15 protein-coding genes are annotated in these 26,746 nt (G+C 46.0%); 7 read left to right on the top strand and 8 right to left on the bottom strand.

What is annotated here, in order from left to right:
- The first annotated feature begins 8 nt into the window (after positions 1–8).
- The 4 genes from IDJ77_RS23675 to IDJ77_RS23660 all read left to right on the top strand — a co-directional run bounded on the left by IDJ77_RS23675 (position 9) and on the right by IDJ77_RS23660 (position 7,078).
- Complete coding sequence (locus IDJ77_RS23675) at positions 9–1,382, top strand: ATP-binding protein (protein WP_191191462.1); 1,374 nt, start codon at positions 9–11, stop codon at positions 1,380–1,382.
- 81 nt (positions 1,383–1,463) lie between these two features.
- Positions 1,464–2,735, top strand: a complete 1,272-nt coding sequence (locus IDJ77_RS23670) for a TolC family protein (protein ID WP_191191461.1) — start codon at positions 1,464–1,466, stop codon at positions 2,733–2,735.
- Positions 2,736–2,773: 38 nt separating this feature from the next.
- On the top strand, positions 2,774–3,868 hold the full coding sequence (locus IDJ77_RS23665; RefSeq protein WP_191191460.1) for an efflux RND transporter periplasmic adaptor subunit: 1,095 nt from the start codon (positions 2,774–2,776) through the stop codon (positions 3,866–3,868).
- Positions 3,869–3,940: 72 nt separating this feature from the next.
- Positions 3,941–7,078: an efflux RND transporter permease subunit gene (locus IDJ77_RS23660; protein WP_191191459.1), complete on the top strand. Its 3,138-nt coding sequence runs from the start codon at positions 3,941–3,943 to the stop codon at positions 7,076–7,078.
- Positions 7,079–7,153: 75 nt separating this feature from the next.
- On the opposite strand, the gene IDJ77_RS23655 is transcribed toward IDJ77_RS23660, so the two are convergent.
- The 8 genes from IDJ77_RS23655 to IDJ77_RS23620 form a co-directional block, all read right to left on the bottom strand.
- Complete coding sequence (locus IDJ77_RS23655) at positions 7,154–8,185, bottom strand: YncE family protein (RefSeq protein WP_191191458.1); 1,032 nt, start codon at positions 8,183–8,185, stop codon at positions 7,154–7,156.
- Positions 8,186–8,322: 137 nt separating this feature from the next.
- Positions 8,323–9,222 carry a glycerophosphodiester phosphodiesterase family protein gene (locus IDJ77_RS23650; RefSeq protein WP_191191457.1) on the bottom strand — a complete coding sequence of 300 codons (900 nt, stop codon included), beginning with the start codon at positions 9,220–9,222 and terminating at the stop codon, positions 8,323–8,325.
- 18 nt (positions 9,223–9,240) lie between these two features.
- Positions 9,241–10,374, bottom strand: coding sequence for an alpha/beta hydrolase-fold protein (locus tag IDJ77_RS23645; protein ID WP_191191456.1), 1,134 nt, complete (start codon positions 10,372–10,374; stop codon positions 9,241–9,243).
- 24 nt (positions 10,375–10,398) lie between these two features.
- Positions 10,399–13,593: a TonB-dependent receptor gene (locus IDJ77_RS23640; protein WP_191191455.1), complete on the bottom strand. Its 3,195-nt coding sequence runs from the start codon at positions 13,591–13,593 to the stop codon at positions 10,399–10,401.
- Positions 13,594–13,918: 325 nt separating this feature from the next.
- Positions 13,919–14,233 (bottom strand): L-rhamnose mutarotase, encoded by a 315-nt coding sequence (gene rhaM / locus IDJ77_RS23635; protein ID WP_191191454.1) that lies wholly within the window; start codon positions 14,231–14,233, stop codon positions 13,919–13,921.
- Between the two features lie 106 nt (positions 14,234–14,339).
- Positions 14,340–16,607 (bottom strand): GH92 family glycosyl hydrolase, encoded by a 2,268-nt coding sequence (locus IDJ77_RS23630; protein ID WP_191191453.1) that lies wholly within the window; start codon positions 16,605–16,607, stop codon positions 14,340–14,342.
- 74 nt (positions 16,608–16,681) lie between these two features.
- Positions 16,682–18,985: a family 20 glycosylhydrolase gene (locus IDJ77_RS23625; protein ID WP_191191452.1), complete on the bottom strand. Its 2,304-nt coding sequence runs from the start codon at positions 18,983–18,985 to the stop codon at positions 16,682–16,684.
- Between the two features lie 12 nt (positions 18,986–18,997).
- Positions 18,998–20,437, bottom strand: a complete 1,440-nt coding sequence (locus IDJ77_RS23620; RefSeq protein ID WP_191191451.1) for an alpha-L-fucosidase — start codon at positions 20,435–20,437, stop codon at positions 18,998–19,000.
- Between the two features lie 344 nt (positions 20,438–20,781).
- On the opposite strand from IDJ77_RS23620, the gene IDJ77_RS23615 reads away from it, so the two are divergent.
- The 3 genes from IDJ77_RS23615 (at position 20,782) to IDJ77_RS23605 (ending at position 26,665) form a co-directional block, all read left to right on the top strand.
- Complete coding sequence (locus IDJ77_RS23615; protein ID WP_191191450.1) at positions 20,782–21,417, top strand: RNA polymerase sigma-70 factor; 636 nt, start codon at positions 20,782–20,784, stop codon at positions 21,415–21,417.
- 513 nt (positions 21,418–21,930) lie between these two features.
- Entirely contained in the window at positions 21,931–25,065 is a 3,135-nt protein-coding gene (locus tag IDJ77_RS23610) for a SusC/RagA family TonB-linked outer membrane protein (protein WP_191191449.1), read from the top strand.
- A 4-nt stretch (positions 25,066–25,069) separates the two neighbouring features.
- Complete coding sequence (locus IDJ77_RS23605) at positions 25,070–26,665, top strand: SusD/RagB family nutrient-binding outer membrane lipoprotein (protein ID WP_191191448.1); 1,596 nt, start codon at positions 25,070–25,072, stop codon at positions 26,663–26,665.
- The last annotated feature ends 81 nt before the right edge of the window (positions 26,666–26,746 follow it).

The following is a 26,746-nucleotide window of genomic DNA, read 5'->3' as shown; positions in this document are numbered from 1 at the left end:
TACCGGCCATGAAGATAAAAACCCGCCTCTCCCTTTATTTTACGCTCATTAGTTCGGGGGCGTTGCTATTGGTGTTGGTGGCGGTGTATATCGCGGTTTTTTCTTTTTTTACAGCCGATTTTTACAACCGCCTGCAGGAACGTACCCGGCTGGCCTCGCAGCTTTATTTAAAAGCCGATGAACTTGCCAATGACTCGTTGATGCAGGTACAGCAAAAATACCTGGAGAAGCTGCCCGATGAAGTGATTCGCATTTACGACGATTACAATCTCTCGGCCTTCGATATGAAAAATCATATTTTCTGGAATAAAGAAATCATTGAACAGGTACGTAAAGAGGGCACTATTGAGTACGAAGAAGGCAAGCGTAAAGTATTTGGCAAGTACTACCACGATAACCAGGGCAATTATGTCATCCTGGCTTCGGCGGTAGACACTAACCTGTCGCACCGCACCGTAGTACTGGCAAAAATAACGGGGGTGCTCTTTATAATATTTGGTACCGGCTTGTTTTTCGCCGGGCGGGTGTTCGCGCAAAAGGCTTTGTCGCCGGTAGATAGGATCATCTCCCAAATAAGTAATATCCAGGCCAGCAACCTGCATTTACGGGTAGACGAGGTGAACACCAAAGATGAGATTGCCCAACTGGTAAATAACTTTAACCGCCTGCTGGAGCATTTGCAAAACGCCTTTGAGCTGCAGCAAACCTTTGTGGCCAATGCATCGCACGAACTTCGTACACCCCTTACCAGCATCATGGGCGAGGTGGATGTAGCCCTCAACAAAAAACGCAACATGGCCGAGTACGAGCGTGTACTCCACTCCATTGCCAACGACGGCGGCCGCCTGCAGGAAACCATCACCAGCCTGATGGAGCTTGCGCAGGTAGACCTTAACTACACCCGCGCCGCACTTACCCCAATTAGGGTTGATGAGTTGATATGGGAGCTGGATGAATCCTGGGCCAACAAAAAAGGTCCGGGCCAACTAAAGATCCAATTGGCCGATCTGCCGGAGGACGAGGAACTCCTCACCATCCCGGCGCATAAATCTATGCTGTATATCGCCCTGAATAACATTATCGATAACGCCTTTAAATATTCGGGCTCCAACCCGGTTGTATTGAATTTTAAGGCTGATGCTGCAGGTATCAGCATTGCTATAACAGATCAAGGGCAGGGCATCAGCAAAGCTGATATCGAAAAAATATACCAGCCGTTCTTTAGGGTGAATACGGATAAGTCTGTATCGGGTAGCGGTATCGGGCTGTATATCACCAGCAAGATCATCGAATTATTTAAAGGCGACATCCACGTGGCCTCGCAACCCGGCAAAGGCAGCACCTTTACCGTGGCTTTTTTGAAAGTCAATACCCCATCGTAATTCTAATGCTAATCTAATTTGGTTTTAATGCGCCTCTAATTTGAGTGAAATAGGTTTGTATCATCAAATTCTATTGAACTCATGATAACCAGGTACATCCGAATCGCCTTCATCGCAGCACTGCTCATTGCAGTTGCCCGGGGCGCACACGCACAAACAGACACGCTTAAAATAACCTTTAAAGATGCCGAAAAGGCCTTTTTAGATAAGAACCTAAACCTGCTTGCCCAAAAGTATAACGTTGATGCCGCCCAGGCATTGGTAAAGCAGGCAAAGCTTTGGGATAACCCCATTTTAAGCACCGACCAAAACATCACCGATGCCAACAAAAAGTATTTCGACCATAGTTCGGGCAACGGGCAGGTGTTTGTACAGCTTAGTCAGCTTATCAAAACCGCGGGCAAACGCGGCAAACAGATCCAGATAGCACAGGACGGCGTGCAGATCCAGCAAGCGCAGTTTAACGACCTGCTGCGCAACCTGCATTACAACTTACTGCTGGATTTTTCGCAGGTGGCTAACCTGATGGATCAGCGCAAGGTTTACCAAACCGAAATAGCATCGGCAACCAATATGGTAAACGCCATCGAAAAATCGTACCAGGCCGGCAACAACTCGCTGAAGGATGTGATCCGATTAAAAGCGCTAAACTTTGGCTTGCAGAACGACCTGGTTGAAATAGACCGCCAGATAAATGATCTGCAAAGCGAACTAAAAACCCTGCTTACCGCCAACGAAACGCAATTCATATCGCCGCAGATCACCTTTAACAATACCGATACTACGTTGAATGCCGCCACCCTTGCCGAACAGGCAAAAACACTCCGCGGCGATTATTTGGCGAATAAATACCTGTACGACCAAAACGTACACAACCTTGCGCTGCAAAAAGCAATGGCCGTGCCCGATATCACCATCGGTAGCACATACGATCAGCATAGCAGCTATGCCAATAACTATGTTGGTTTAGAGATCAGCCTGCCACTCCCCCTGTTCAACCGAAACCAGGATAATATCAAAAACGCCAAACTTGCTGCCCAAAGTCAGGAATACACCGTACAGGGCAACGAACTGCAGTTGAAGAACGATGTATACTCGGCCGTTAACCAATACAAGTTGAGTCAGCAATTGCTAAGCACCAACGAAACAGACTTTTACAACAAGTACGATCAGCTGTACAACAGCATGCAAAAAAGTTTCCAGCAGAAACAAGTGGGATTGCAGGAGTTTATCGATTTCTTCGACTCGTACCGCGAAACCAAACTGAAGATCTTACAACAACAACTTAACCTGCAAAAAGCCATTGCCGACCTCAACTTCGCGGTAGGCACCACGGTAGTAACGCCACTTTAATCAACCAAAAACAGCAACACATCAGCATAAAAAACAATATGAAAAAAGAACTCATATATATGGCAGCCGGCTTATTCGCCCTTGCATCCTGCCAGGAAAACAAAACCGGTACCATGGAAAGCAAACAGGTTTGCGTAAGCGATTCCATGGCCAAGATCATTACCATCGATACCGCTAAAACCACGCAAATGAAGGATGAGCTTTCCCTATCGGGCGAGGTATCTTTTGATGATAATAAAGTGGTAAAAGTGTTCCCCTTCACCAGCGGCCAGGTGATGGAAGTAAAGGTTTCGCTGGGCGATAAGGTAAGCAAAGGCCAAACCCTTGCCGTATTGCGCAGCGCCGACGTAGCCGGTAACTATACCGACCTGACCTCTACCAAGGCCGATCTGGCCATCAGCAAGCGCCAGTTGGAGCAAGCCGAATACCTGTACAAAAATGGTATCTCCAGCGAACGCGACTATACAGAAGCAAAAGAGAATTACAACAAAGCCGTAGCATCAAACAGCAAGGTGCAGCAGCAAATAGCCATCAACGGCGGCGGTAACACCAGCGCAAGTGGCTCATTGGTGATAAAAGCGCCCAGCGACGGCTACATTGTAGAGAAGAATATCACCGCGGGCAATTTTATCCGTCCGGATAACAGCAACAGCCTGTTCACCATCTCCAATATGAAGGATGTATGGATCTGGGCCAACGTGTTCGAATCCGACATTGCCAAGGTTAAAAAAGGCTATGACGCAAAGATCACTACGCTGGCCTATCCTGATAAAGTATTCAACGGTAAGGTAGATGAAGTAAGCTCGGTATTGGACCCCGATAATAAGGTAATGAAAGTACGTATCGCTTTACAAAACAAGGATATGCTGCTGAAGCCCGAGATGTTCACCACCGTGCTCATCACCAATAAAGAGGCCAGCAGTTCGGTAGCCATCCCGGCATCGGCTGTGATATTTGATAGCAGCAAAAACTTTGTGGTGGTGTATAACGACAAATGCAACTTACAGGTACACGAGGTAAGCGTAATAAAAACGGTTGATAATATCACCTACATCTCATCGGGTTTAAAACCGGGCGACAAGGTGATCTCTAAAGGTCAGCTATTGCTTTACGATGCTTTAACCGAAGAATAAGTCACCAAAAAGATTGTCTGTAACACAAATTGTTTTTACGGTAACCAAAGCGGCTGCCATTATTTTAAGTAAATGAACAAGCTCATCAAAAATATCATACACTTCTCGCTCAGGCACCGGGCGATGGTGTTTTTCCTTACCGGTGTTTTGGCTGTATTGGGCGTCTGGAGTTATTTAAATACCCCTATTGAAACATTCCCCGACGTAACCAATACCCAGATCATCATTATTGCCCAATGGCCCGGGCGCAGCGCCGAGGAGGTGGAGAAAATGATCACCGTGCCAATGGAGACCGTGCTAAACTCGGTACAAAAAAAGGCTAACCTGCGTACTACCTCATCATTTGGCTTATCCTACGTGCGTATCATTTTTGATGACGACGTGGATGACGCCTTTGCCCGTCAGCAGGTACTTAGCCGCCTGGGTAATGCAGACCTGCCCGATGGTGTAAAACCGGAGGTAGAGCCGCCATACGGCCCAACCGGCGAGATTTATCGGTATACGCTCAAAAGCAAAACAAAATCTATCCACGATTTGACTGCCATACAGGATTGGATCCTCGACCGCCAGTTTAAATCGATACAGGGTGTGGCCGACGTAAACAGCTTTGGTGGCGAGGAAAAAACTTACGAGGTAAGCGTTAACCCTTCCCTGTTGCAAAAATATGGCTTAACATCGCTTGATGTGTATACCGCTATTAACCGCAGCAACATTAACGTAGGCGGCGATGTGATTGAGAAGAACGACCAGGCCTTTGTGGTACGTGGTATCGGTTTGATCAACAACATCAGCGAGATCCAGAATATCATCATCAAAAACGTAAATAACGTACCTATACTGGCGAGCAACGTTGCCGATATAAAGGAAAGCGGCCTGCCCCGTTTAGGCCAGGTAAGCCGCGACCGGCAAAAGGACGTGATAGAAGGTATTATTGTAATGCGCAAGGGCGAGAACCCTGCCGAGGTGCTGGCGAAGATCCGTGATAAGGTTGCCGACCTGAATGATAATATCCTGCCAAAAGGAGTGAAAATCGACACCTTTTACGACCGTACCAACCTGATGGATTTTTGTACCGAAACGGTGATCCATAACCTGTGCGAGGGTATTATACTGGTAACGGTTATCGTGTTCCTGTTCATGGCCGATTGGCGGACAACCTTAACGGTAGCCATCATCATCCCGCTGGCGTTGCTGTTTGCCTTTATTTGTATGCGCATTAAGGGGATGACGGCCAACCTGCTCTCCATGGGTGCGGTAGATTTCGGTATCATTATAGATGGCGCGGTGGTGATGGTAGAGGGCATATTTGTGGCGCTCGATCATAAAGCGAAAGAGGTAGGCATGCAAAAGTTTAATGGGCTGGCCAAACTGGGCCTGTTTAAAAACGTTGGTGCCGAAATGGGCAAGGCTATCTTTTTCTCTAAGCTGATCATCATCACCTGTTTGATCCCAATCTTCGCTTTCCAGAAGGTAGAGGGTAAAATGTTCTCGCCTTTGGCTTACACACTGGGCTTTGCCTTGCTGGGTGCGTTGTTGTTCACCCTTACTTTGGTGCCGGCATTATCCAGCATCCTGTTGCGTAAGAATGTAAAAGAAAAGCACAACCCTGTAGTTATCTTCTTTGAGAATGGCATCCGGCGGATGTTTACTTTTACCTATAAAAATCAGAAACTAAGCTTAATTATCGCGTTCGGTTTCATGGCGCTTACCTTCTTCTCTGCCAAGTTCCTGGGCACGGAGTTCCTGCCCGATCTGAATGAAGGCGCATTATGGGTAGAGGCCGAGTTGCCGATGAGCGTATCCTTAAACCAGGCAGAAAGCATCAATCAAAAAATGATGCAGATACTGGAGAAATTCCCCGAAGTAAAACAAACGCTGGCACAGGTTGGCCGCACCAACGATGGTACCGACCCTAAAGGGTTCTTCGATGTACAGATCCAGGTGGACCTGAAAAACAAGAAAACCTGGCCAAGCGGCTTAACCGAAGAGGAGCTGATAGACCAGATGGATACCCAATTACGCAAGCTTCCGGGTATCGTGTTCAACTATTCGCAACCTATCCGCGATAACGTGGACGAGGCCGTAGCCGGTGTAAACGCCAGCATGGCCGTAAAGATCTTCGGTACCGATTTTGAGGTGCTGGATAAAAAGGCGGATGCCGTAATGAAGGTATTGAAAGACATTAAAGGTGTCGACGACCTTGGTGTGCTGCGCAACCTTGGCCAGCCCGAATTCAGGATAGAGCTTGACCAGCGTAAAATGGCACTGTATGGCGTTGCTACTGCTGATGCTAACTCGGTGATAGAAATGGCCATTGGCGGTAAAGCCGCGACGCAGTTATATGAAGGCGAACGCAAATTCGATATCCGGATCCGTTACCAGAAGGAGTACCGCGATACACAGGATAAGATAGAGAACCTGATGGTGCCTACGCTCAATGGTTCGAAAATCTCCATCAAAGAGATTTCTACCATTAAAGAATTAACAGGCCCGGCGTTTATCTTCAGGGATAATAATACGCGCTATATCGCTGTAAAATTCTCGGTACGTGGCCGTGATCTGGGCAGCACCATTGCTGAAGCACAAGCCAAGGTGAATAAAGATGTAAAATTAGACCATGGCTACGCCTTTACCTGGAACGGTGAGTTTGAGAACCAGATCCGTGCATCAAACACACTGGCGCACGTAGTGCCTATCTGTTTGCTGGTGATCTTCCTGATACTGTACATGATGTTTGGTAACGCGAAAGATGCCCTGCTGGTGATCATGAACGTACCGTTCGCGCTGATAGGCGGGATCCTGGCCTTGCACATTACAGGTATTAACTTCAGCATCTCCGCAGGTATTGGTTTCATCGCCTTGTTTGGGGTGTGTATCCAAAACGGGGTGATCCTCATCTCTGTGTTCAAGAAAAACCTGGAAGCGGGCCTGCATTTAGATGAGGCCATCCTTACAGGGGTGATCTCCCGTGTGCGCCCCGTGGTGATGACGGCCCTGATGGCAGCCATTGGCTTAATGCCGGCGGCCATATCAACCGGTATCGGGTCTGAAACACAAAAACCCCTGGCAGTAGTAGTGATAGGTGGTTTGGTTACCTCAACCATACTCACCCTGCTTATCCTGCCTGTAATTTACGCCATTGTGAACAGGTTTATTCACAAACGCGAGAACCGTAAGCTGTTAAAGCGGATCGGTGCTATAAACGCCTAAAGTTGCCCCCACTATAGATGAAAGCTGGCTGCCCCCAAAAGGGCAGCCTCTTTCTATTTAAAGGAATTGCAATAACTACTTTCCTACTTCAATTATATGGAAAGTACCCGGTATCATTTTAGGACGGGGGTTGGCGTTTTCGGCAGTGGGCGCGACGGCTTCCAGTTTTGCGGTTGGTAAAAACAAGTGGTGGGTAAGCACATCTATACCAATAGTACGCGCGCCCTTTTCGGTAGTGATGTTTTCTACAAATGCGAATTTGCTGGCGCTGATCTCTTTGATCACAGATATAGTGCCTTCGTTATTGGACGTGTAGGCTCTCTTTAGTATAGGGTCGAACGCAACGCCATCGCAATCACCAATGTGGAATTTGGCCAGGTTTTTACCGTTTGTTGCATCCATTACTACCAGGGTTTGGTTGCCGCCGCAGCCCACAAACAGGCGGTTGGTAGCGCGATCTATAGCCAGGCCGGATGGTTCGTCGCCATCGTTTATTTTGTAGCGGGCAATTACTTTATAGGTAGCCGCGTCAATGGCAACAACTTCGTTAGTGGTTTCTGAATTTACAAACACTTTGCCTTTACCGTCAGATACGCCGGTTTCGGGTTTACCGCCAAGGGGGATGGTTGCTACCACCTTATCGGTAGCAGGGTCTATTACCGATGCATCGCTGCTGCGGCCATTAAAGGCGTATACCTTTTTTGAGAAATCATCATAAAAAATAGCATCGGGGTTGGTACCTACTGGGATCCTGGCAATTTCGGCGTTGGTTTGCAGATCGAAGACCGTACAGCTGTTATCGCGGCCATTGCTGGTGTAGCCTTTGTTTAGGGCCTTTACCAATGCTATGCCGTGTACGCCGTTGGTGTTAGCAATAACGCCGATAGAATCACCGGTGGCTGTACTCAGGATGTTTACCTGTGTGCCATGCGATACGTAGATCTTTTTATTTTCGGCATCTACCGTTACATAATCCCAGCCGCCAGCGCTTTTTATGCTGTGGCTTTTAAGGATGTGTAACCCGGTTTTTGTTTGGGCGAATGTATTTAAGGAAGCCATAGTTAACGTAGCTACAGCAAGACCTTTAATTATTTTTGAGTGTTTCATAACTAGGGCTTAATTTTACGCTATGATAGGATAGTAATCTGTAGGAATATTGGATAATTACAGGTGTTGCGTTACCAAATAAAACGACAATAGCCTATGGCAGAAACCACAGGCAATTATTGTTTTATTGCACAAACTTACCTGCTGCGCGTTTGGTAGCTTCCAAATAAAGCAACCAGCTTATCCGGGAAATCGGTGATGATGCCGTCCACTTTTAAATCGGCCATTTTTTGCATGCCGGCCTCGTCGTTCACCGTCCATGGTAATACCTGTGTTTTTGCCTGGTGCGCCTGCTCTACAAAGCTGCTATCTATCAGCGTATAATACGGACTGATCACCTGCGGCGTAAAACCAAGTTTTTTAACGTTATCGGCAAAACTCTCTTTATTGGCAATAAGGTATGATAACACCTGTTTGGGGTAAGCCGTGTGCAACACCTGCAGGGGCCTTACATCAAACGATTGGATGGTAACGCGCTTTGCAATCTTTTTGCTGTTTAAAACATCCATCACCAGCTTTACAAAAGCATCCGGCGCGGGGTGGGCGGTACCATCACCTGCGGGCGCGCTTTTAATTTCCAGGTTGTAATAAACAGGTTTAAGGTGGTTTACTTTCACATACCTTTCTACGCTGTCTATCAGTTCTGCAAGCAGTGGCTTATAGGTTTTAAGCTTCTTTTGAGCAGCAAATTGCGGGTGCGGTTTGCTGCCGGCATCGTAAAGCCTGATGCTATCGTAAGGCATGGTAAAAAGAAGCAGGCCTTTTTCTTCCGCTTTGCCTATTTCGCTGCCATCCGGCTTCAGCATAAAATCTGCCGACATATACGTATCGTGCGATACCACAACTTTCCCGTCTTTAGAAATCACGCAATCCAGTTCAAGGGTTTTCACGCCCAGGTCTACAGCGTGCAGCATAGCGGGGATAGTATTCTCGGGCATTAGGGCACGGCCTCCCCGGTGTGCCTGCACATCCAATTTTTGCTGTGCCGATGCATAAAGCGCCTGGCAGCAAAGGGCTATCAATAATATTTTTTTCATGGTGATGTTTTATAGCTATTATTTAAAAAGTAAAGGTGCAAACTCGGTAAGGTACCGGCGCCAAACCTGGTAGCTGTGTACGCCTTCGGTTTCTTTATATTGGAATTTGATGTTTTTAGTTTTAAGCCAGTCGACATATTTTCTCAACGCGGGTGCAAGGTAATCGTCTTTTCCGATGCCTATCCAAACCAGTTTTAATTTTTTGTTAACCGATTCATTTAAGTTGGGGAAAGCCTTATCCAGGTCAGGATCGAGCAGAATAATGGCCGGGCTGAAAGAACCTACATAATCAAAAACGTCGGGATTATTTAAGCCTGCATCCAGCGTTTGCGCGCCACCCATAGACAGGCCTGCAACCGCACGGTATTTTTTGGTTTTACCCACATTGTAAAGCTTTTCCACCATCGGGATAGCTTCTTTAAACAACTCGGCCATAAACAGCTCTTCGTTCTTTTTGTAGGCCTCTTTGGTACGCTGGCCGGTGCCGGGCTCAAACATCTCCGGCGCGCCATAACCAAGCGTATTAATGATGATCATCGGCTTTGCTTTGCCTTCGGCAATAAGGTTATCCATAATGATGTTTTCCCTGCCAGCGGTAACCCAGGCGCTTGTTTCATCGGTAAGGCCATGAAAAAGGTACAACACCGGGTAAGGTTCTTTCCTTTTAGGGTCGTAGCCCGGCGGGGTGTAAACACGCATATCCCTGTCATCGCCAACAATTTTCGATCTGAAAAAGTGCTGACTTAACACACCATGCGGCACATCCTTCAGTTCCCAGCTTAATTCTGCCGGACCGGGCACGTAAGCAAGGCTTTGTGCCAGCGCGCGTTTAAATAATGGTTTGATGTACGGGTTGTTGGGGTCGGGCAAAACGTTGCCATCAACCGAAAAAGTATACCGGTAGATATCCGGAGCGAAGTTTGCCGAGAAGCTCCACACGCCGCCGGTATCTTTTACCATTGGGCGGGGTTTCAGGTCATCCATTATCAGCATCACCTTTTGGGCATTGGGTGCCAGGAACCGAAAGGTTACCATCCCGTCTTTACTCACCTGGGGCGATTGGATATTTTTTGGCGCCGGGCCTGTAGCAACCTGTGCCTTAACCCCGGTTAGGGCAAGGCACAGGATAACTGTAACAAGATATTTTATCATGTTCTGTTTTTTAATATGGTAGGCTTAAAAACCGTAACGCAGGCCCAACTGAAACTGGTAAGGGTTACCCGTTGGGGTTACCACACCTGTGTTTGGGTTAACATTATAGTTGTAATTATTAGTAGTAGCGTTGAAACTGGCCAGCGAGTAAATGCTTTGGTTACCCATTGTTTTTATTACGCCTTTCTTTTTGTTAAGCAAATTCACCACGTTGAACAGATCGCCCGAGAATTCGATGTATTGTTTTTTGGTGAATGTTCTGATGCGTTTGGCAATGCGCAGATCAAACTGACCGTAAAAACCATTTACGCCACCGTTTCTTTCGGCTACCTTGCCTATACTTTTACGTACATATTCCTTCAGACTTGGGCTAACGTCAGGGTTATCCAGCAATGCCTGGATACCCGTACGAATAGCGGCAGGCACAGCAGGGTCGTTAGGGTCAAAAATGTAAGCAAGATCGTTTGAGGCAACAAAATCGCCGTTTACGTTACCCGATACTACCAGCGAGTATCTGGTACCGCCTATGCCCGAATATCTTAAGCCTACGGTAACACCGTAAAAAGTTGGCAGCGTACCGTAAACAATCACTTTATTTCTGAACTGGTTGTCAGACGCGCTCATTTTGCTCAAATCGCGCGGATCATCCCTCACCGGCAAAGCCAATGTAGCGGTATTGGCTACGTTACCATTGTATGAAGTATTATCTTTTGTATCGTTATAAGTGTAGCTGAAAGAGATTTCGCCATCTTTAAAGTAGCGGAAGGTACCATCAAAAACAAACGCGTATTGGTTTACTTTACCATCGCTGTTTAATGCCAGCACACGGCCAACACGGTTGGTTTTGCGGCCCAGGGTCCAATCGGCAGCGCCGTTTGTTGGGTTGATGGTAGCAGCAGGCACGTATACCCCACGGTTGCCTTCGTTTGTTAACCTAAAGTACGGCTGATCTACCATATTGGCATCCGTGTACATGTAGTTGTTACGGGCAAGGCTTCCGTATGCGCTGATGCCTAATCTTAAACGCTCGGTTATGAAACGGTTGTACGAAAAGTTACCCTTGTATAATACCGGGATCTTTACATCTTCGCGGTTGAGGTTGATGGTTGACAAGCGTGCAACACCTGCTACGTTAAACAGTTCGGCACCAGGGGTGGTTGATGGGTTGCTACGGTAAAGCGGGAAGTTTGGAGATGGCACCAGGTTCGGCCCTGTTGCAGATCGGGTGATATCAACCGAAGCCAGTTTTGTTCCATCAAAAACCATGTTGTTGATCATGGTGTAGTTCAATATATCCGAACCGAACATACCTGCACCTATGCGGATGATATCTTTTTGGCGTTCGCCGATATCCCAGGTAAATTGTACCCTTGGCTGGATCTGGAAGGTGTTAAGCGAATGATCTGTCCTCAGCTTAAGGTCGTCAAATACTACCTGGTTAAAGTTTGGCTTATCCAGGTAATTGGTGTAATCGGCCCTGATGCCGGCCATCATATCCAAACCCGGCGCCAGTTTTGTTTGCATTTGTGCATATAAACCCGCGTTAACAAAATTCTGTTTAACGCTTGGGTCGCTCACCAATGGGATCTCACGGGCATAACGGTATGGCGCAAGGTTGTTAAAGTTATCAATACCCGTGAAGTAGAACCGGCCATTCACCTCGCTGCCGTAACGCGAATTCATGTGGGTGTACATGAGGTCGGTACCGAAGGTAAAATTGATCTTATCGGTATTGTAATAAATATTATCGGTTACCTGGGCAACATCGCTGAAGAAATACTCCGGCGCATAGCGCTGTCCGCCCAACTGTATCGACGTAAATACGCTTTTACCGCCAACGGTTGATTGCACACGCTCCACAATAGCGCGCGGAATGGTTGCGGTACCTGCCGGCAGCTGGCTGCCCGAGATACTTTCTACCGATGCGGTAAGGTATTGCGCTTTTAACTCGTTGGTTACATGTGGCGTTAAGGTAGAACGTAATGTGGCCAGCAAGCTATTGCTTTTGTTGCGGCTCGTACCGTAAACCTCGTATAAGCTGATAGCTGTGTTATCGCCGATGTTCTGGTTGTTCAGATCGTAGATGTAGTTATTGCTCAGCGTTAGCAAATTCTTGCTGTTCAATTGATAATCCAGGCGGCCATAAGCGGCAGTGGTACTTTCTTTTTTATCGAACGAACCTGTTTGCGGGCTGCCGGCAACACCATATTTGCTGCGTGCAATACCTAAGTAGGTATCAAGTGTGCTTTGTGTTAAGCTGTAACGCTGCTCATCGGCAGGGCCCTGGATATCTGCAATTTGCAGGGGCCGGGCGTCGCGCTGATGATCATAGGCTACAAAAAAGTGAAGCTTATCTTTAATAACAGGGCCACCCAGTGAGAAACCGTACTGGTAGGTAGAGAACGGCACATTACGCTTATTTCCGCGCGTATCATAAGGGGATGACAGCTCATCGGCCCTTAAAAACGTAAAGGCACTACCTGTTAAGGTGTTTGTACCCGATTTGGTAGCTGTATTGATGGTACCGCCACCGCTGCGGCCATAAGTAACATCGTACTGGTTGGTTACTACTTTAAACTCTCTTACCGCTTCTATGGAAATAGAATAAGGCGAGCCGGTACCTGCTGTACCGCCAAAAGTGGCGTTCTTAGCTGTCATACCATCAATAGTAAAGTTGGTTGATGTTGCCAGCTGGCCGGAGATACTGCTGCCGCGCGCAAGCGGAGAAAGATCAACCAATGAGGTAAAATTCCTTCCGTTTACCGGTAGTTTGCTGATGTTACGCGAGTTTACCGCTGTAGAGGCTCCCAGGTTGGGGATGTTGTTCTGCATGCTGCTGGCGTTTATCTCTACCACGTTTAAGGCGTTTGTAGCTATCTGCATTTTTACATCAAGGCGTAAAATATCGCTCAGGTTAAGCGTGTAGCCGCTTCTTTTTTGCGCTCCGTATCCCAAAAACGTAACATTAATGGTATAGGGGCCGCCCAATGGCAATTGCTTAAAGGTGTATTCGCCTTTTGGGTTGGTAATGGTGCTGGTTGTAAAACCCGTAGATTCGTTGCGGACCACCACTGTAGCACCGGGTATGGTTTCTTTCTTTTCATCAGTAACGGTACCTATTATACCGGCCTGGGAGGTTTGGGCTACTGTTTCCGTTCGCCACAGGCAAGCAGATAAAAACAGCAGGATAGCTATGGTTTTTCGTAAGTTTTGTAACATAAGTTGCAGTGTTTGTTAATTGGGCAAAAGTACCCCTGCCCTGTTAACCCACACTTTGGCTTACATTACCAAATCAATAACATTATTTGAATTAAGATTCTTCTATTTTATAAAACACCGTGTATTTCTAACGATTTAATAATAATTTGGAAACTTCGGGTGTGTAACCCAACAGCTACGCGCAATAAACGGCACGAGGGAAAACGATGCAAGGAAGTGAATACCAGGTCTTTTAAATGGCCGGGGCAATAAAGGAAGGCCGGAATATAGAGCCCGGTTTGGAGCTAATTCGGCGTTTATTTTGATGAGCGATTGTGAATTACAATTAAGGCATATAAAACACCTGTGCCAGGGGTTGGCTTACGGGTGAATTATCCGGGTTGGTTTCCATAATATCGGCCATGTACTGCCACCAGCGCTGTACAATGGGATGGGAACCCAAATGCTGCGACGACTGCCCCGATGACTGCTCCTGCACCGCGAATAAAGTGTTGGTGCTCTCATCTAAAAAAATAGAATAATCGCTTACACCTGCCTCTTTCAGCAACAGCTTCAACTCCGGCCAGATCTCTGCATGGCGTTGTTCATAAATACTTTTGCAGCCCGGTTTTAGCTGCATTTTAAAAGCTATTTTTGCCATTTAGCGTAGCATAAGTTGAATTTCCACTCTTTTATGCTGCTAATTTACTCTTTTCGTTCACTCTTGCCCCTAAATAAATTTAAGGGCGAGAGCGATCGTAGGCGGTTTAATAAACCGATCTCGGCCTCGATGCAGGCGCTACACCAAACACCGTTGATGGCTTACTCCCCATGGTGATCACAATGCTGCCGCCTTTGGCGAGGTCGCTGTGCAACAGGTACGATTTGGCGTATGGCTTGCCGTTAAAGCTGATGCTTTGGATGTACTTGTTGGCTCCTATATTATTCTTCACGCTAATGTGGAAGCTTTTGCCGCCGGCAAGTTTCAGCACCGCATCATTAATAACCGGGCTTCCGAACACATAAGCGCCGTTTGCCGGATTGGCCGGGTAAAAGCCCATGGCCGATAATACATACCAGGCCGACATCTGCCCTACGTCCTCATTGCCGATTATGCCATCCTTTTTATTGGTGTAAAAGCTATCTAATATAAACCTTACTTTTTCGGCGGTTTTGTATTGCTGGCCTGCGTAGGCATACATATAGGTAATATGGTGACTTGGCTCGTTGCCGTGCGCATACTGTCCTATCAGGCCCGTGATATCGTTTGAAGCCTCATTGCCCATATCGCCCTTAACGGTGAACAGCGAATCAAGCTTTTTAACGAAGGCATCATGCCCGCCCAATAATTGCATCAGCCCTTCCACATCCTGCGGAACCAGCCAGGTGTATTGCCAGGCGTTGCCCTCGGTAAAATCATCCTTCATGTGGCGCGATACAAAGGGACTGAATGGGGTACGCCATTCGTTGGCACCCAGGCGGCCGCGCATAAAGTGGGTTTCCTTGTTGTAGTAGTTCTGATAGTTTTTGCCGCGTTTAGTGAAATATTCGTAATCGGCTTGCTTGCCCAGCGCCTTGGCCATTTGTGCAATGCACCAGTCGTCAATGGCGTATTCCATGCCGGTGGCTACGGTTTCGGTCATGGTATCGGCAGGGATGTAGCCCAGGTCCTTAACAAACTTTAAACCACGGCGGTCGCCCATGGCGGTAGTTTTTACGGCCTTATAAGCCAGTTCGCGATCGAAACCCTTATAGCCTTTCAGGAAGGCGTCGGCAACCACCGGGATGGCGCTGTTACCTACCATACAATCTGTTTCGCTACCCATTAAATGCCAAACAGGTAACCTGCCCTGCTGCTGGTAGATGGCGAGCATGGAGCTGATAATATCGTTAACCCGCTCCGGCTGGGTAATGGTCATCAAAGGGTTCTCGGCACGGTAAGTATCCCAAAGCGACATGGTGGACACGTTGGTAAACCCAGCCTTATGATGCACCTTTTTATCGGTTCCCAGGTAATCACCATTATAATCATTATAAACCGACGGCGCTATCATGGTATGGTACATGGCGGTATAAAAGGTACGCATGCGCGCCGGGGTAGCTTTTATAGCTATTTTGCTTAGCTCCTTATTCCATAAGGCATTGGCGTCTGTTTTTATTTTATCAAAATCCCAGGTGCAGACTTCTGCGTTGATGTTCAGCAGGGCGTTATCTGTACTTACCGGAGAGACGCCTACTTTAATTTTTACCTTTTCGCCTGCGGCGGTAGCAAAACTGAGTACCCCTTTTACGTTGCGGCCTTTTAGTTCGGCACCGCTGGCTTTGGCAAGACTATCATAAACCGCAAAATTGCTGATGCGTTTAGAGAAGACCGCAGCAAAATAGATCCTATCATCTACCGACCAGCCCGATGAATGGCGGTAACCGATCACCGTGGTATCGTTCACCTGTTTGATAAAGGTTTCTACCGGGTGATCCCAGCCGATGCCTTTTTGCAGATCAATAACGATATGCGCATCGCTTGATTTGGGGAAGGTATATTCGTGCATACCTACCCTGGTAGTGGTGGTCAATCTTACGCCAACATTGTAGCGTTTTAATTTCACCGAGTAGAAACCCGGCTGAGCAACTTCATCTTTATGACTAAACAACGTATAATAACCACTGTTATATCCGCCTGCAATATTGCCGCTTAATACCTTTACATCACCGGTGGTGGGCATAAATTGGATATCGCCCAGGTCGCCGATGCCGGTACCGCTTAGGTGGGTATGGGCAAAGCCGGCGATGGTGCTGTCGGAATAGTTATAGCCCGAGCACCAGTCCCAATCTACCACTTTGATATTTACCGGGCCTAACTGCACCGCGCCAAAAGGAACGTTAGCGCCTAAAAACACGTGCCCGTGCAGGGCAGTGCCTATAAAAGGGTCGACAAAACTGGTATAGTTAACCGCTTTTCTGCTTTGTGCGAACGATGCCGTACAAACAGAAATTAAAAATATCGATACGAGAGATAACCTTAAATACTTCTTCATCTTAATTAATTAACAGCCATTCCGCTGTCGTTTATAATTGCCTTGTACAATTACCAGAAAACTTAAATCCATCCTCAGTTTTTCAACCATTCGGATGGAATATCCTTTGGCTCGGAGCCATTAACACTATACTTTAATTTGAGGGCATAACCGCCGCCGCCTTCAATAAAATCGAGCGCTACGGGTTGCAGGCCTTTCTTTAAGGCAACCTGTCCGTTTTTTTCAATTGCCGCGTGCAGGCCATCGTTATCCACTACGTTACGGTTGGCAATTTTTAGCGTACCGCCATCATCGCAGGTGAGGTAAAAGCTGTAGATGCCATCCGCAGGGATCTCCAAATAACCGCGGTATTTGATAGCGAAACTTGGCGCTTCGGCTTCTTTGGGCACGGTAATACTTTTTACGGTAAAGGCAGTATCGGGTTTGGTTGTTGGTATCAACGATGTGTTTTTATACAATTGCCTGTACTCGGTGCACACAAGCCCTTTACTTAGATTTTGTACCGAAGCAGGTTCGGCCAGGGTTTGTTTTTGATATTGCAGGTCGTAGGCATCTCCCATCGAGCCATCGGCCTTAAAGGCAGCCACGCGGATGCGCTGAGATGTTTTGATAACCAGCGGCTCACTTAACACGGTCGACTTTATATTTGGCAAAGTGCCATCTGTAGTATAGCGTATGGTTAAGCCCGGCAGCGGTTTTTCAATATCCAGCTTGGTTTCATCGGTAAACACGTTGGAGAATAAAAAGCCGCCCAAGTCCGGCAGGCGGTAATGTACTTTCAATACATCTAAGCGGGGGTACTGCGCCGTTAGGCGTTGCCTGTACGAAGTATAGTTTTGCTTATGCGTCCACAATACCTCGGCCAATGCAGTCATGCGGGGCATGTACATATAATCGGCGCGGTTTTCAGTAGGGATGTACTCCGTCCAGATGTTGGCTTGCGCGCCAATAATGTTTTGCGCCTCGGCATCGGTTAACCCCGTAGGGATAATTTGAAAATTGTAAACGTTAGGGATAGAGTTTTTATCGGGCGGGGTATCAAAGTACAAGGGGTTACCCGGCGTCATGATCACCTTATTGCCCAGCTTTGCGGCTTCTATAGGTGCTTTTGGCACCCAGCTGCGCCAGTACATAATTACTGCGGTTTTGGTTACGCCGCCTTCCAGTACCTCGTCCCAGCCTATCAGCTTGCGTCCTTTGGAGTTGAAGAACTTCTCCATATTGTTGATGAAATAGCTTTGCAGCTCGGCTGTATTCTTCAAACTTTCCTTTTTCATCAGCGCTTTACATTCCTCAGATGTTGCCCAGGACGAACGGTCTACCTCATCGCCGCCGATGTGGATATACTTAGAGGGAAAAATATCCATGATCTCGCTGTAAACATCCTGCGCAAATTTAAAGGTTGATGGCTGGCAGGGACAAATAGGCTTGGTGAACAATTCGCCAAACGCGCTTTTACCGCCATCGCAGCTTAGCAGATCGGGGTATTCGTTTATAGCCGCCATCATGTGGCCGGGCATATCAATTTCGGGGATAATATCAATTTTACGGGCGGATGCATAAGCAACCAGCTCTTTCAGTTGTGCCTGGGTGTAAAAGCCGCCGTAAAGGGTCTTGCCGTTTTTTTGAATAATGTGTGTTTTATCTATCTCAAAATCGGGGTTATCGGCCGCACGTTTCATGCAGGCGGTATCCTGGTTATTGAAGGTACGCCAGGCGCCGTTTTCGGTTAGCCTGGGATATTTTTTGATCTCTACGCGCCAGCCCTGGTCATCAGTTAAATGCAGGTGAAACTTGTTAAACTTGTAAAGCGCCAGCAGATCTACAAACTTATGCAGGTAACCTATCGAGAAAAAGTGTCTCGATACATCCAGATGCATCCCGCGGTAAGCATATACCGGTGCATCGTTTATGGTAACAGCCGGCAGGCTTAAACTGCTTGCTGCTTTCAACCCGGCACGTTCTGCCGAGGCCGGTAATAGCTGCCTCAAAGTTTGCACGCCCATAAACATCCCGGTAGCGGTGCTTGCCGCAATAGTAACTTTTGCAGGGCTGATACTTAGTTTATAACCCTCCTCTGCTTTAATGCTGCCATCATATTTAAGGTTGATGGATTTACCGCCCCCAACCGCGCTTTGCTTTAGTTTTTTACCAAAACTATTGGCTAACAATTGATTTAAGATAGCTGCTTCGTTTTTAAAGGCAGCCGCTGCTACAATAGTAGTAGTGGGCGTAACCACAAAACTTCCTGTTGCCGGTACCAGTTCTGTTGGATATGGAATAATGGGGTAACGGGCATCTGCCTGTTGTGCCGAAGCACTTGCAAGGGCAAATACCGTTAAGGAAAAAGCTAAGGCTGAAGCTTTAAATAATTTCATCGGGGGGAATATTTAGTACGTTATTTTTAAAGTTGAAGCATATGGTTTGCCAGTGCTTTGCATGGCAGCCGGGATGGTTACTACCAGGTCATCGCCGGTTAATTTGTATTTAAGGCTTTGTTTTGTGCCAAGCATGCTTACCTTTTTAATGGCTTTGATGTTATTCACCTTCATGCTTACGGTTTTGCCCAGTTTTACGCCATCCTTATCAGCCAAAATAAAGGCATATATCGTATTAGCGTTTTTCGCCTTAGTATAGTATATATTACCGGTAGAATATGGCGCTACCGATGTTGAGCCATAAATGCCCTCACCGTTCACCTGCATCCAGCCGCTAACCTCCTGTAAGCGGGAGTAAGCAACCGGGTCCCAGTCGCCATCGGGGCCGGGACCTATATTTAATAAGAGGTTACCGCCGCGCGATACGATCTTCACCAACAGTTGCACAATTTGCGTGGCTGTTTTGTAATGGTCGTTCGGTACATAGCTCCAGGAATCGCCCATGGTGATACAAGTTTCCCAGGGATGATCGAGCGGGGTTTCGGGTACCTGCTGCTCAGGTGTGGTATAGTTTTCAAATTCGCCGGTTACGGTGCGGTCAACAACAATTAGGCCGGGTTGCTTGGCGCGGGCCATGCCTGCAATTTTGGGCATATCAATATCCTGATTAAATTTAATGCCCTTTTGCCAGTCAACCGTGGTATCAATAGTGCTTTTGGGCCTAACCCAGCCGCCATCCAGCCATAATATATCCACCTTGCCGTAATCGGTCATCAGTTCGCCTATTTGGTTGTAGGTAAAATCTTTAAACTTCTGCCATTTATCGGGGTGCATGGCCGGGTCGTAGTTTACGTTACGATCCTTAGGCGGGAAATACGGCCACCAGTAATCTTCAGAATGCCAGTCGGGTTTAGAAAAATACGCGCCTATCATAAAATTTTCCTTCCGGAAAGCATTAAAGATCTCCTTGGTTACGTTGCTGCGCGGATTGGCAGAGAATGGCGTTTTAGCCGAGGTGATCTTATAATCGGTCTGCTTAGTATCAAACATGCTGAAACCGTCGTGGTGCTTGGTAGTGAAGATCACGTACTTCATGCCGGCACTTTTTGCGGCGGCCACCCACTTCTCGGGGTTAAATTTTACGGGGTTAAAAGTGGTTTGCAGGTTTTCATAGGCTTTTACGTAGCCATTATAGGTGGCACCGTAAGGGCCTTTGCGCTGTGTCCAGCCTTCGTCTTCGGGGCAAATGCTCCAGCTCTCTACTACACCCCACTGGCTGTAGGTGCCCCAATGCATAAAAAGGCCGAACTTAAGGTCCTGCCAGCTGCTTAACTTTTGTTTCACCAGCTCGTCGGTTGGTGCCTGGTAGGTTTTAGACATGTTGTGCTGTTGCGCAAACAAAATTGTAGCATTTACAAGCAGCAGAAGCAGTGCAAAGAGTTTTTTTATCATTACTTATTTATTTAAATATCGGGGCATTTTGTAAACTATTGACACTTTTTCAATCGTTTTTGCCTACATCGAAACCAATTTTATCACTTGCTGATCCTTTTTTTCAGCTTTTTGCTCAAAAAAGCAGGGGGATATTGTATTTTGTACACTCAAGGGTAATGTTTCACCTTAAACACTACATTATGCAGCAAATTAAGGACTTTGCTTTATGTATTACTCACACTAAGTTCTAAATCTTTTTAAAATATTTTAAAAATTAAGCGAAGTTGTTGATATTTTGCATTTAATGTACTATAATTGTTACGCGGATGTTAAGTTTTCACAGGCTTTAAAAAAAGTATACCTTGAAGAACAAAAATGCAAATATCGTTGACCTATGGAGCCGTGTATGTAACCACGACGATGAAAAAGCATTTGAACAGCTGTTTTACGCACTAAACAGGCCTCTCATTAAATTTTGTGTGTTGTATGTACGCCAAAACGAGGTGGCCGAAGATATCGTGTCGGAGCTGTTTGTAAAATGCTGGCAAAACCGCCAAAAACTCTGCGGTATAAACAACCCCGCTACCTACTTATATATAGCGGTAAAAAACCAGTCGCTTAATTACATAAAAAAGTATTCGAATATCCATATGGTGCAGATAGAGGATACGGATGAATTTGCCCTGGTAAATACCTACAACCCTCAAAAAGAACTGGAAAAGAAAGAACTTATTTTTAAGCTGGATAAGGCCATCAGCGCCTTGCCACAACAATGCCGCATCATTTTCAGGTTAATTAAAGAGGATGGCATGAAATATAAAGAGGTTGGCGAAGTACTGGATATATCGCCGCGTACCGTACAAACACAACTTTTCAGGGCGCTAAAAAAGCTGACCGCGGTTTTAGATCCCGATCAAAAACGGGCGCGCCATTCGGTTTTAAACGCTCCAATTTTATTTATGCTGGCTGCTTTGTTTGCCCGCTTTTTTTTCTTGTAGTGTAACCACCATCGCGTTACTGCTATGGCCGGTTTTCGGGGTCCTCAGCCCGCCATTATCAGTTTATTTAATCTTTTTCTGCCGCCAACACCCTCTGCGTGAATTGCTATGCCCATTTTTTGGTTAACAAATTCATTATCATTATCATAGTGTACCACGCACACTCATAATGTTTCCATAAAAAATTTAAAATATTTACAAATCGTGTAGGCAATGTTAAGTTTTTAATTGTCCTAACCCATGAAGCCCGCGTAGTGCATGTGCCAATAGCAATTACGCAGTTTACAGGGCTATAACCGGTATTGAACAAACTAAAACTAAATAAATTGCCTATGTAAAATAAGTACTTACCCACCCCATAAAGCATAGTTACCTGGTGGAACTACCGCTTAACGAAAACTAAAACTGTTTAAACAAGATGCCCGAAGTACGGGATCTTGAAATTAACCCCTCTTTAACTAATTAAATATGGAATTTTTTAAACATCCAATGGGTGTAAGAAATAGGTATCGGATGTCAGAAGCGCTTCCGATATGTAAAGTTGCCCTGGCATTTTTGATAATTGCAAGTACGCAACTATCGGCTGTAGCGGCTCCTGTAAACACTGCTCCCACAAATTTCAACAAAAGCAACTTCGTGCCTGTTACCGGTTTAGTTACCGATGAAAATGGCGAAGCGCTTGTAGGTGTAAGTGTTGCCATTAAAAGCACCGGCACCGGTACTCAAACCGATGCAAGCGGTAAATTCACCCTTGATGCTGCTGTAAACTCAACATTGGTATTTAGCTACGTAGGTTTTAAAACACAGGAAGTTGTTTTTACCGGCAAAGCGCTAAGAATTACCATGGTATCAAACACCAAACTAAACGAGGTTGTAGTAACAGCTTTGGGTATTAAAAAGGACGAACGAAAATTAGGTTATTCGGTAACGACGGTTAAAGGCGACCTGTTAAATACAGCAAAAGAAACCAACGTTGCCTACTCCTTACAAGGCCGCGTGGCCGGTTTAAGCATTAGCGGTACCAATGGTGGCCCTGGCTCTTCGGCACGTATATTATTACGTGGTGTTACCAGTACTACCGCATCCGGCCCGTTATTTGTAATTAATGGCGTACCAATGGATAACACCCAAAGAGGCCAATCGGGCGAGTGGGGTGGTGCAGACTTTGGTGACGGTATCAGCAACATTAACCCTGATGATATTGAAACCATGACCGTGCTAAAAGGCCAATCAGCCTCTGCGTTATACGGTACACGTGCAACCAACGGTGTTATCTTAATTACCACTAAATCGGGTAAAAAAAACTCAGGTTTTGGTGTTGAATACAATAGCAACTACCAGGCAGACAAAGTGGTGGACAATACCGATTTCCAAACCGTTTACGGCCAGGGTCAATTTAAAAGCGGCGACAAATTTGGCTCTAAACCGGCTAACGTTGCGGATGCACTTGCGTCCGGCAACCTTGCTTGGGGTGCTAAACTTGATGGATCGCAGGTAATTCAGTTTGATGGTAACAGCTACGCCTACGCAAAAACAAGTGACGATTATACCAAATTCTACAAAACCGGTAGCACGTTTACAAATACCGTATCGTTAACCGGTGGCAACGAAACGGGGGCCTTCCGTTTATCATTATCTGATGTAAACAACCACGCTATTACGCCAAACAGTGGTTTAAACCGGAAAACTTTCAACTTTAACGGTTCTCAAACTGTCATAAAAAATTTAGATATCAACCTGATAGCTAACTACATCCTCGACAACGCAAAAAACCGTTCTGGTTTGAGCGATGGACCGGGTAACCCTAACAACGTACAGTACTTAGCACCAAACGAAGCCCAAAGCATTCTTTCGCCGGGTACTACCTCAAGCGGTGCTGAGCAAACTTTTACAAATGATATTTATGTAACTAACCCATATTTCGCGGCTTATAACTTTGTAACCAATACTACAAGAGAGCGTTTGATATCATCGATATCTGCTAAGTATGCTATAACGCCATGGGCTTACGTACAAGGCCGTGTTGGGTACGATAAAATACACGACGGCCGTTTGGGCATCACGCCAACAGGTACTGCATACGCCGGCAACAACGGCAGCATGTCTACCCAAACCACTCAAATAACCGAGTTTAACTCGGATGTTTTAATCGGTGTAAAACATGATCTGGTAAAAGATCTGTTAAACCTCGATCTGTCTGTGGGTGGTAACATTCGCAAAAGCGATGCATCAGGCACTTATGTAAATGCAAACCAATTTATTATCCCTTACTTCTACGATCTCTCTAACGGAAAAACAAGGGATAGCGGTAATCAGGGCATCTCTAAAACTCAAGTTAATTCGCTTTACTACACCGCAGATTTTGGTATTAAAAACTATTTAGTTTTAGGTACAACAGGTCGTTATGATGTTTACAGTAGTATTGGAAGCGGCATTGGCAGGGGTATCTTTACACCTTCTGTTTCTGGTAGCTTTATCTTCTCCGAGCTTTACCACATCAATGGTTTAGATTTCGGTAAACTAAGAGTGTCTTATGCAAACACCAGCGCTGGTGCAGATCCATATGCTAACTTGGTTTATTACAATGTATCTAACGCCATCAATGGTACAAGTGCAGGTAGTTTTGATGGTTTACTGCCAAATCTTTTCTTAAAACCATACACTTTGAGCGAGTTTGAGATTGGTACATCGTTAAAATTCTTTAACGACCGCTTTGGTTTAGACGTAACATACTTTAACAGGAAAACCAAAAAAGAGATTATCAAAGGCTCACTTGATATATCTACCGGTTACACGCAATACTATATCCCAACAGCCTCTACTCAAAACAAAGGTTTAGAGGTTGAGTTGCATGGCTCTCCATTAAGAAGCAGCAGCTTTAACTGGACATCTTCGTTCAACTTCACCTACGTTAATAACAAAATTTTATCAACCGATGCCACCAATGCCAATATCGGTTTAGGCACCTATCGCCCGCTGAACGCTACAACTGCATTTATTGCCGGTATGTCGGGTCCTCAAATTTTGGCTAACGATTACTTACGCGATGGAAGCGGTAACATCATTTTTGATGCGCAGGGCATCCCAAAATCAACCGGCCGTGTAGCCATGGGTAGCGTAATACCTAAATTCTACGGTGGTTTTAATAACGATTTCAGCTACAAAAACTTCAACTTCTCATTCCTGGTTGATTACCGTTTCGGTAACAAAATTTTATCTGCAACAAACTATTACAGTATTTTCCGCGGATTAAACAAAATGACCCTGGATGGCCGTGAAGGTGGTGTTGTGGGTGTTGGTGTTAACGAAGCAGGTACGCCAAACACAGTTAACGTAGCCGCTCAAACTTACTACCAGAGCTTAGCGCGTGGTATCTCTGCATTAAACGTGCTCGATGGCAGCTTTATTAAACTACGCCAGGTAACAGTAGGTTACTCTATACCAAAAACTACTATAGCAAACACACCGTTTAACTCAATAACTGTATCATTAGTAGCACGTAACTTGTGGACTATCATGAAACATACCGACAACATTGATCCGGAATCAAACTTTGCTCCGGGTATCAACTATGCCGGTATTGAAGGTACAAGCGTTCCCGCTGTTAGAACTTACGGGTTAAATGTAAACTTTAAATTTAAAAAATAACAAGATGAAAAAACGACTTATATATAGTTGCCTGCTTGCAGGTGCCACCTTGATAGCGGGTTGTACTAAAAACTTTGATGCCATAAACACCAACCCTACCAAAGTAAACGCGGAGGTTTTCCCGCCAAACTTTTTATTAGCGCAGTCACAAATAAAGTTCTCTAACAGTGGTTACGATCAATTACTTTTTCAAAGTATGTGGTCGCAATCGTTAGCCTGTACATATGATTACTATGGTAATGGTGATAAATATGTTTACGCCGGCAGCGGCCGTGGCTACTTAGAGCGTACCTGGAACACCAGTTATGGCGCTGCAACCCTGGTTGATGAAATGAAAAACCTGATTAAAGGCAAAGCTGAATTTACAAACCTGGATAACGTTGGCACCATTATGCGCATGCTTATATTACAGCGTATTACTGATGCTTACGGTGATATCCCTTTTTCACAAGAGGGCCAGGCCAAGGCAGGGATAGTAAACCCTGTTTTTGATACTCAACAAAGCATCTATACCTCAATGCTTAGCCAACTTGAAACCGCAACAGCGGCTTTAGATGTAACTAAAGACAAGCCTTCTTCTGACTTGTTTTACAATGGCGACATTGCTCAATGGAAAAAACTGGGTTACTCGTTAATGCTAAAAGCTGCCATGCGCTTAACTAAAGTAGATCCGGCCACCGCGCAAAAATATGCTGAAAAAGCGTATGCAGGCGGCACCATGGCTTCAATTGCTGATAATGCTAAAGTTAAAGCTGATAACGCAAACGGCAACAGCAACAGCGATGTTAACGCATTGTTGGTAAAAGACGATTTTAGGGAAGTAAGATGGTCAAACACGCTGATCAGTTACATGCAGTCAACTTCCGATCCACGTGTAAGCGCGGTAGCAGAAATTTCTGCAGGAACCGGAAAAGCTGCTAACGAAGTACAAGGACCAGGCATAAACACAGCAGCCCTGCAAGTTGGCTTGCCTAATGGCTATGATCTTAACGGTGGAACCACAGATGTTTCAAAAGCGCCTGGTTACCCTGGTGCCACCCCTGCCGACCCTACCGTTAAAGATGATGTTGCCGCCCCGGTTGGCAAATATTCGCGCCCAAGGTTTGCCGTTTACGACGACCGTAGCCGCATAAACATGCTGTACACTTATGGCGAAAGCGAATTGTTATTAGCCGAAGCTGCAAGCAGGGGCTGGGCTACAGGTAGCGCTGCTACCCACTACGCTAATGCGCTTGCTGCCGACATCGCAACTATAGCGCAATTTAGCGATGCCGGCGCAGTTCCGGCCGGTACTATTACAACCTATGTGGCTGCGCATCCTTTGGTTGCTGCAACTGCTTTACAGCAAATTAACATGGAGTACTTTGTAGTTACATCTACAACTTTCAACTTCAACGAAACATGGGCTAACTGGAGAAGATCAGGTTTCCCGGTTTTAACTCCTGTTAAATATGTTGGTCAGTTTACCGATGGTTCTATCCCGAGGAGAAACCCTTACCCACTTGGTTTACCTTCAACCAACGCAGCAAATTATGCTGATGCTGTTTCGAGGCTGAGTGGTGGCGATGTTTTCACCGCGAGAGTTTGGTGGGATAAATAAACCCATATGCTACAAAAAACCAGGGCTGCAATTGCAGCCCTGGTTTTTATTTAAAGCAGAAAATTTAGCACCCGCCTTTCA

It is taken from the genome of Mucilaginibacter pankratovii (genome assembly GCF_014773265.1).
Classification (GTDB): domain Bacteria; phylum Bacteroidota; class Bacteroidia; order Sphingobacteriales; family Sphingobacteriaceae; genus Mucilaginibacter; species Mucilaginibacter pankratovii.
The sequence above is the reverse complement of the archived record's forward strand: the minus strand, read 5'-3'. Positions and strand labels throughout refer to the sequence as shown.

Coding starts and splice junctions, on each gene's coding strand:
- IDJ77_RS23650 (WP_191191457.1), bottom strand. CDS start 9,222: ATGAAAAAAATATTATTGATAGCCCTTTGCTGCCAGGCGCTTTATGCA.
- IDJ77_RS23665 (WP_191191460.1), top strand. CDS start 2,774: ATGAAAAAAGAACTCATATATATGGCAGCCGGCTTATTCGCCCTTGCA.
- IDJ77_RS23675 (WP_191191462.1), top strand. CDS start 9: ATGAAGATAAAAACCCGCCTCTCCCTTTATTTTACGCTCATTAGTTCG.
- IDJ77_RS23620 (WP_191191451.1), bottom strand. CDS start 20,437: ATGATAAAAAAACTCTTTGCACTGCTTCTGCTGCTTGTAAATGCTACA.
- IDJ77_RS23605 (WP_191191448.1), top strand. CDS start 25,070: ATGAAAAAACGACTTATATATAGTTGCCTGCTTGCAGGTGCCACCTTG.
- IDJ77_RS23625 (WP_191191452.1), bottom strand. CDS start 18,985: ATGAAATTATTTAAAGCTTCAGCCTTAGCTTTTTCCTTAACGGTATTT.
- IDJ77_RS23655 (WP_191191458.1), bottom strand. CDS start 8,185: ATGAAACACTCAAAAATAATTAAAGGTCTTGCTGTAGCTACGTTAACT.
- IDJ77_RS23645 (WP_191191456.1), bottom strand. CDS start 10,374: ATGATAAAATATCTTGTTACAGTTATCCTGTGCCTTGCCCTAACCGGG.
- IDJ77_RS23660 (WP_191191459.1), top strand. CDS start 3,941: ATGAACAAGCTCATCAAAAATATCATACACTTCTCGCTCAGGCACCGG.
- IDJ77_RS23630 (WP_191191453.1), bottom strand. CDS start 16,607: ATGAAGAAGTATTTAAGGTTATCTCTCGTATCGATATTTTTAATTTCT.
- IDJ77_RS23610 (WP_191191449.1), top strand. CDS start 21,931: ATGTCAGAAGCGCTTCCGATATGTAAAGTTGCCCTGGCATTTTTGATA.
- IDJ77_RS23640 (WP_191191455.1), bottom strand. CDS start 13,593: ATGTTACAAAACTTACGAAAAACCATAGCTATCCTGCTGTTTTTATCT.
- IDJ77_RS23670 (WP_191191461.1), top strand. CDS start 1,464: ATGATAACCAGGTACATCCGAATCGCCTTCATCGCAGCACTGCTCATT.
- rhaM (WP_191191454.1), bottom strand. CDS start 14,233: ATGGCAAAAATAGCTTTTAAAATGCAGCTAAAACCGGGCTGCAAAAGT.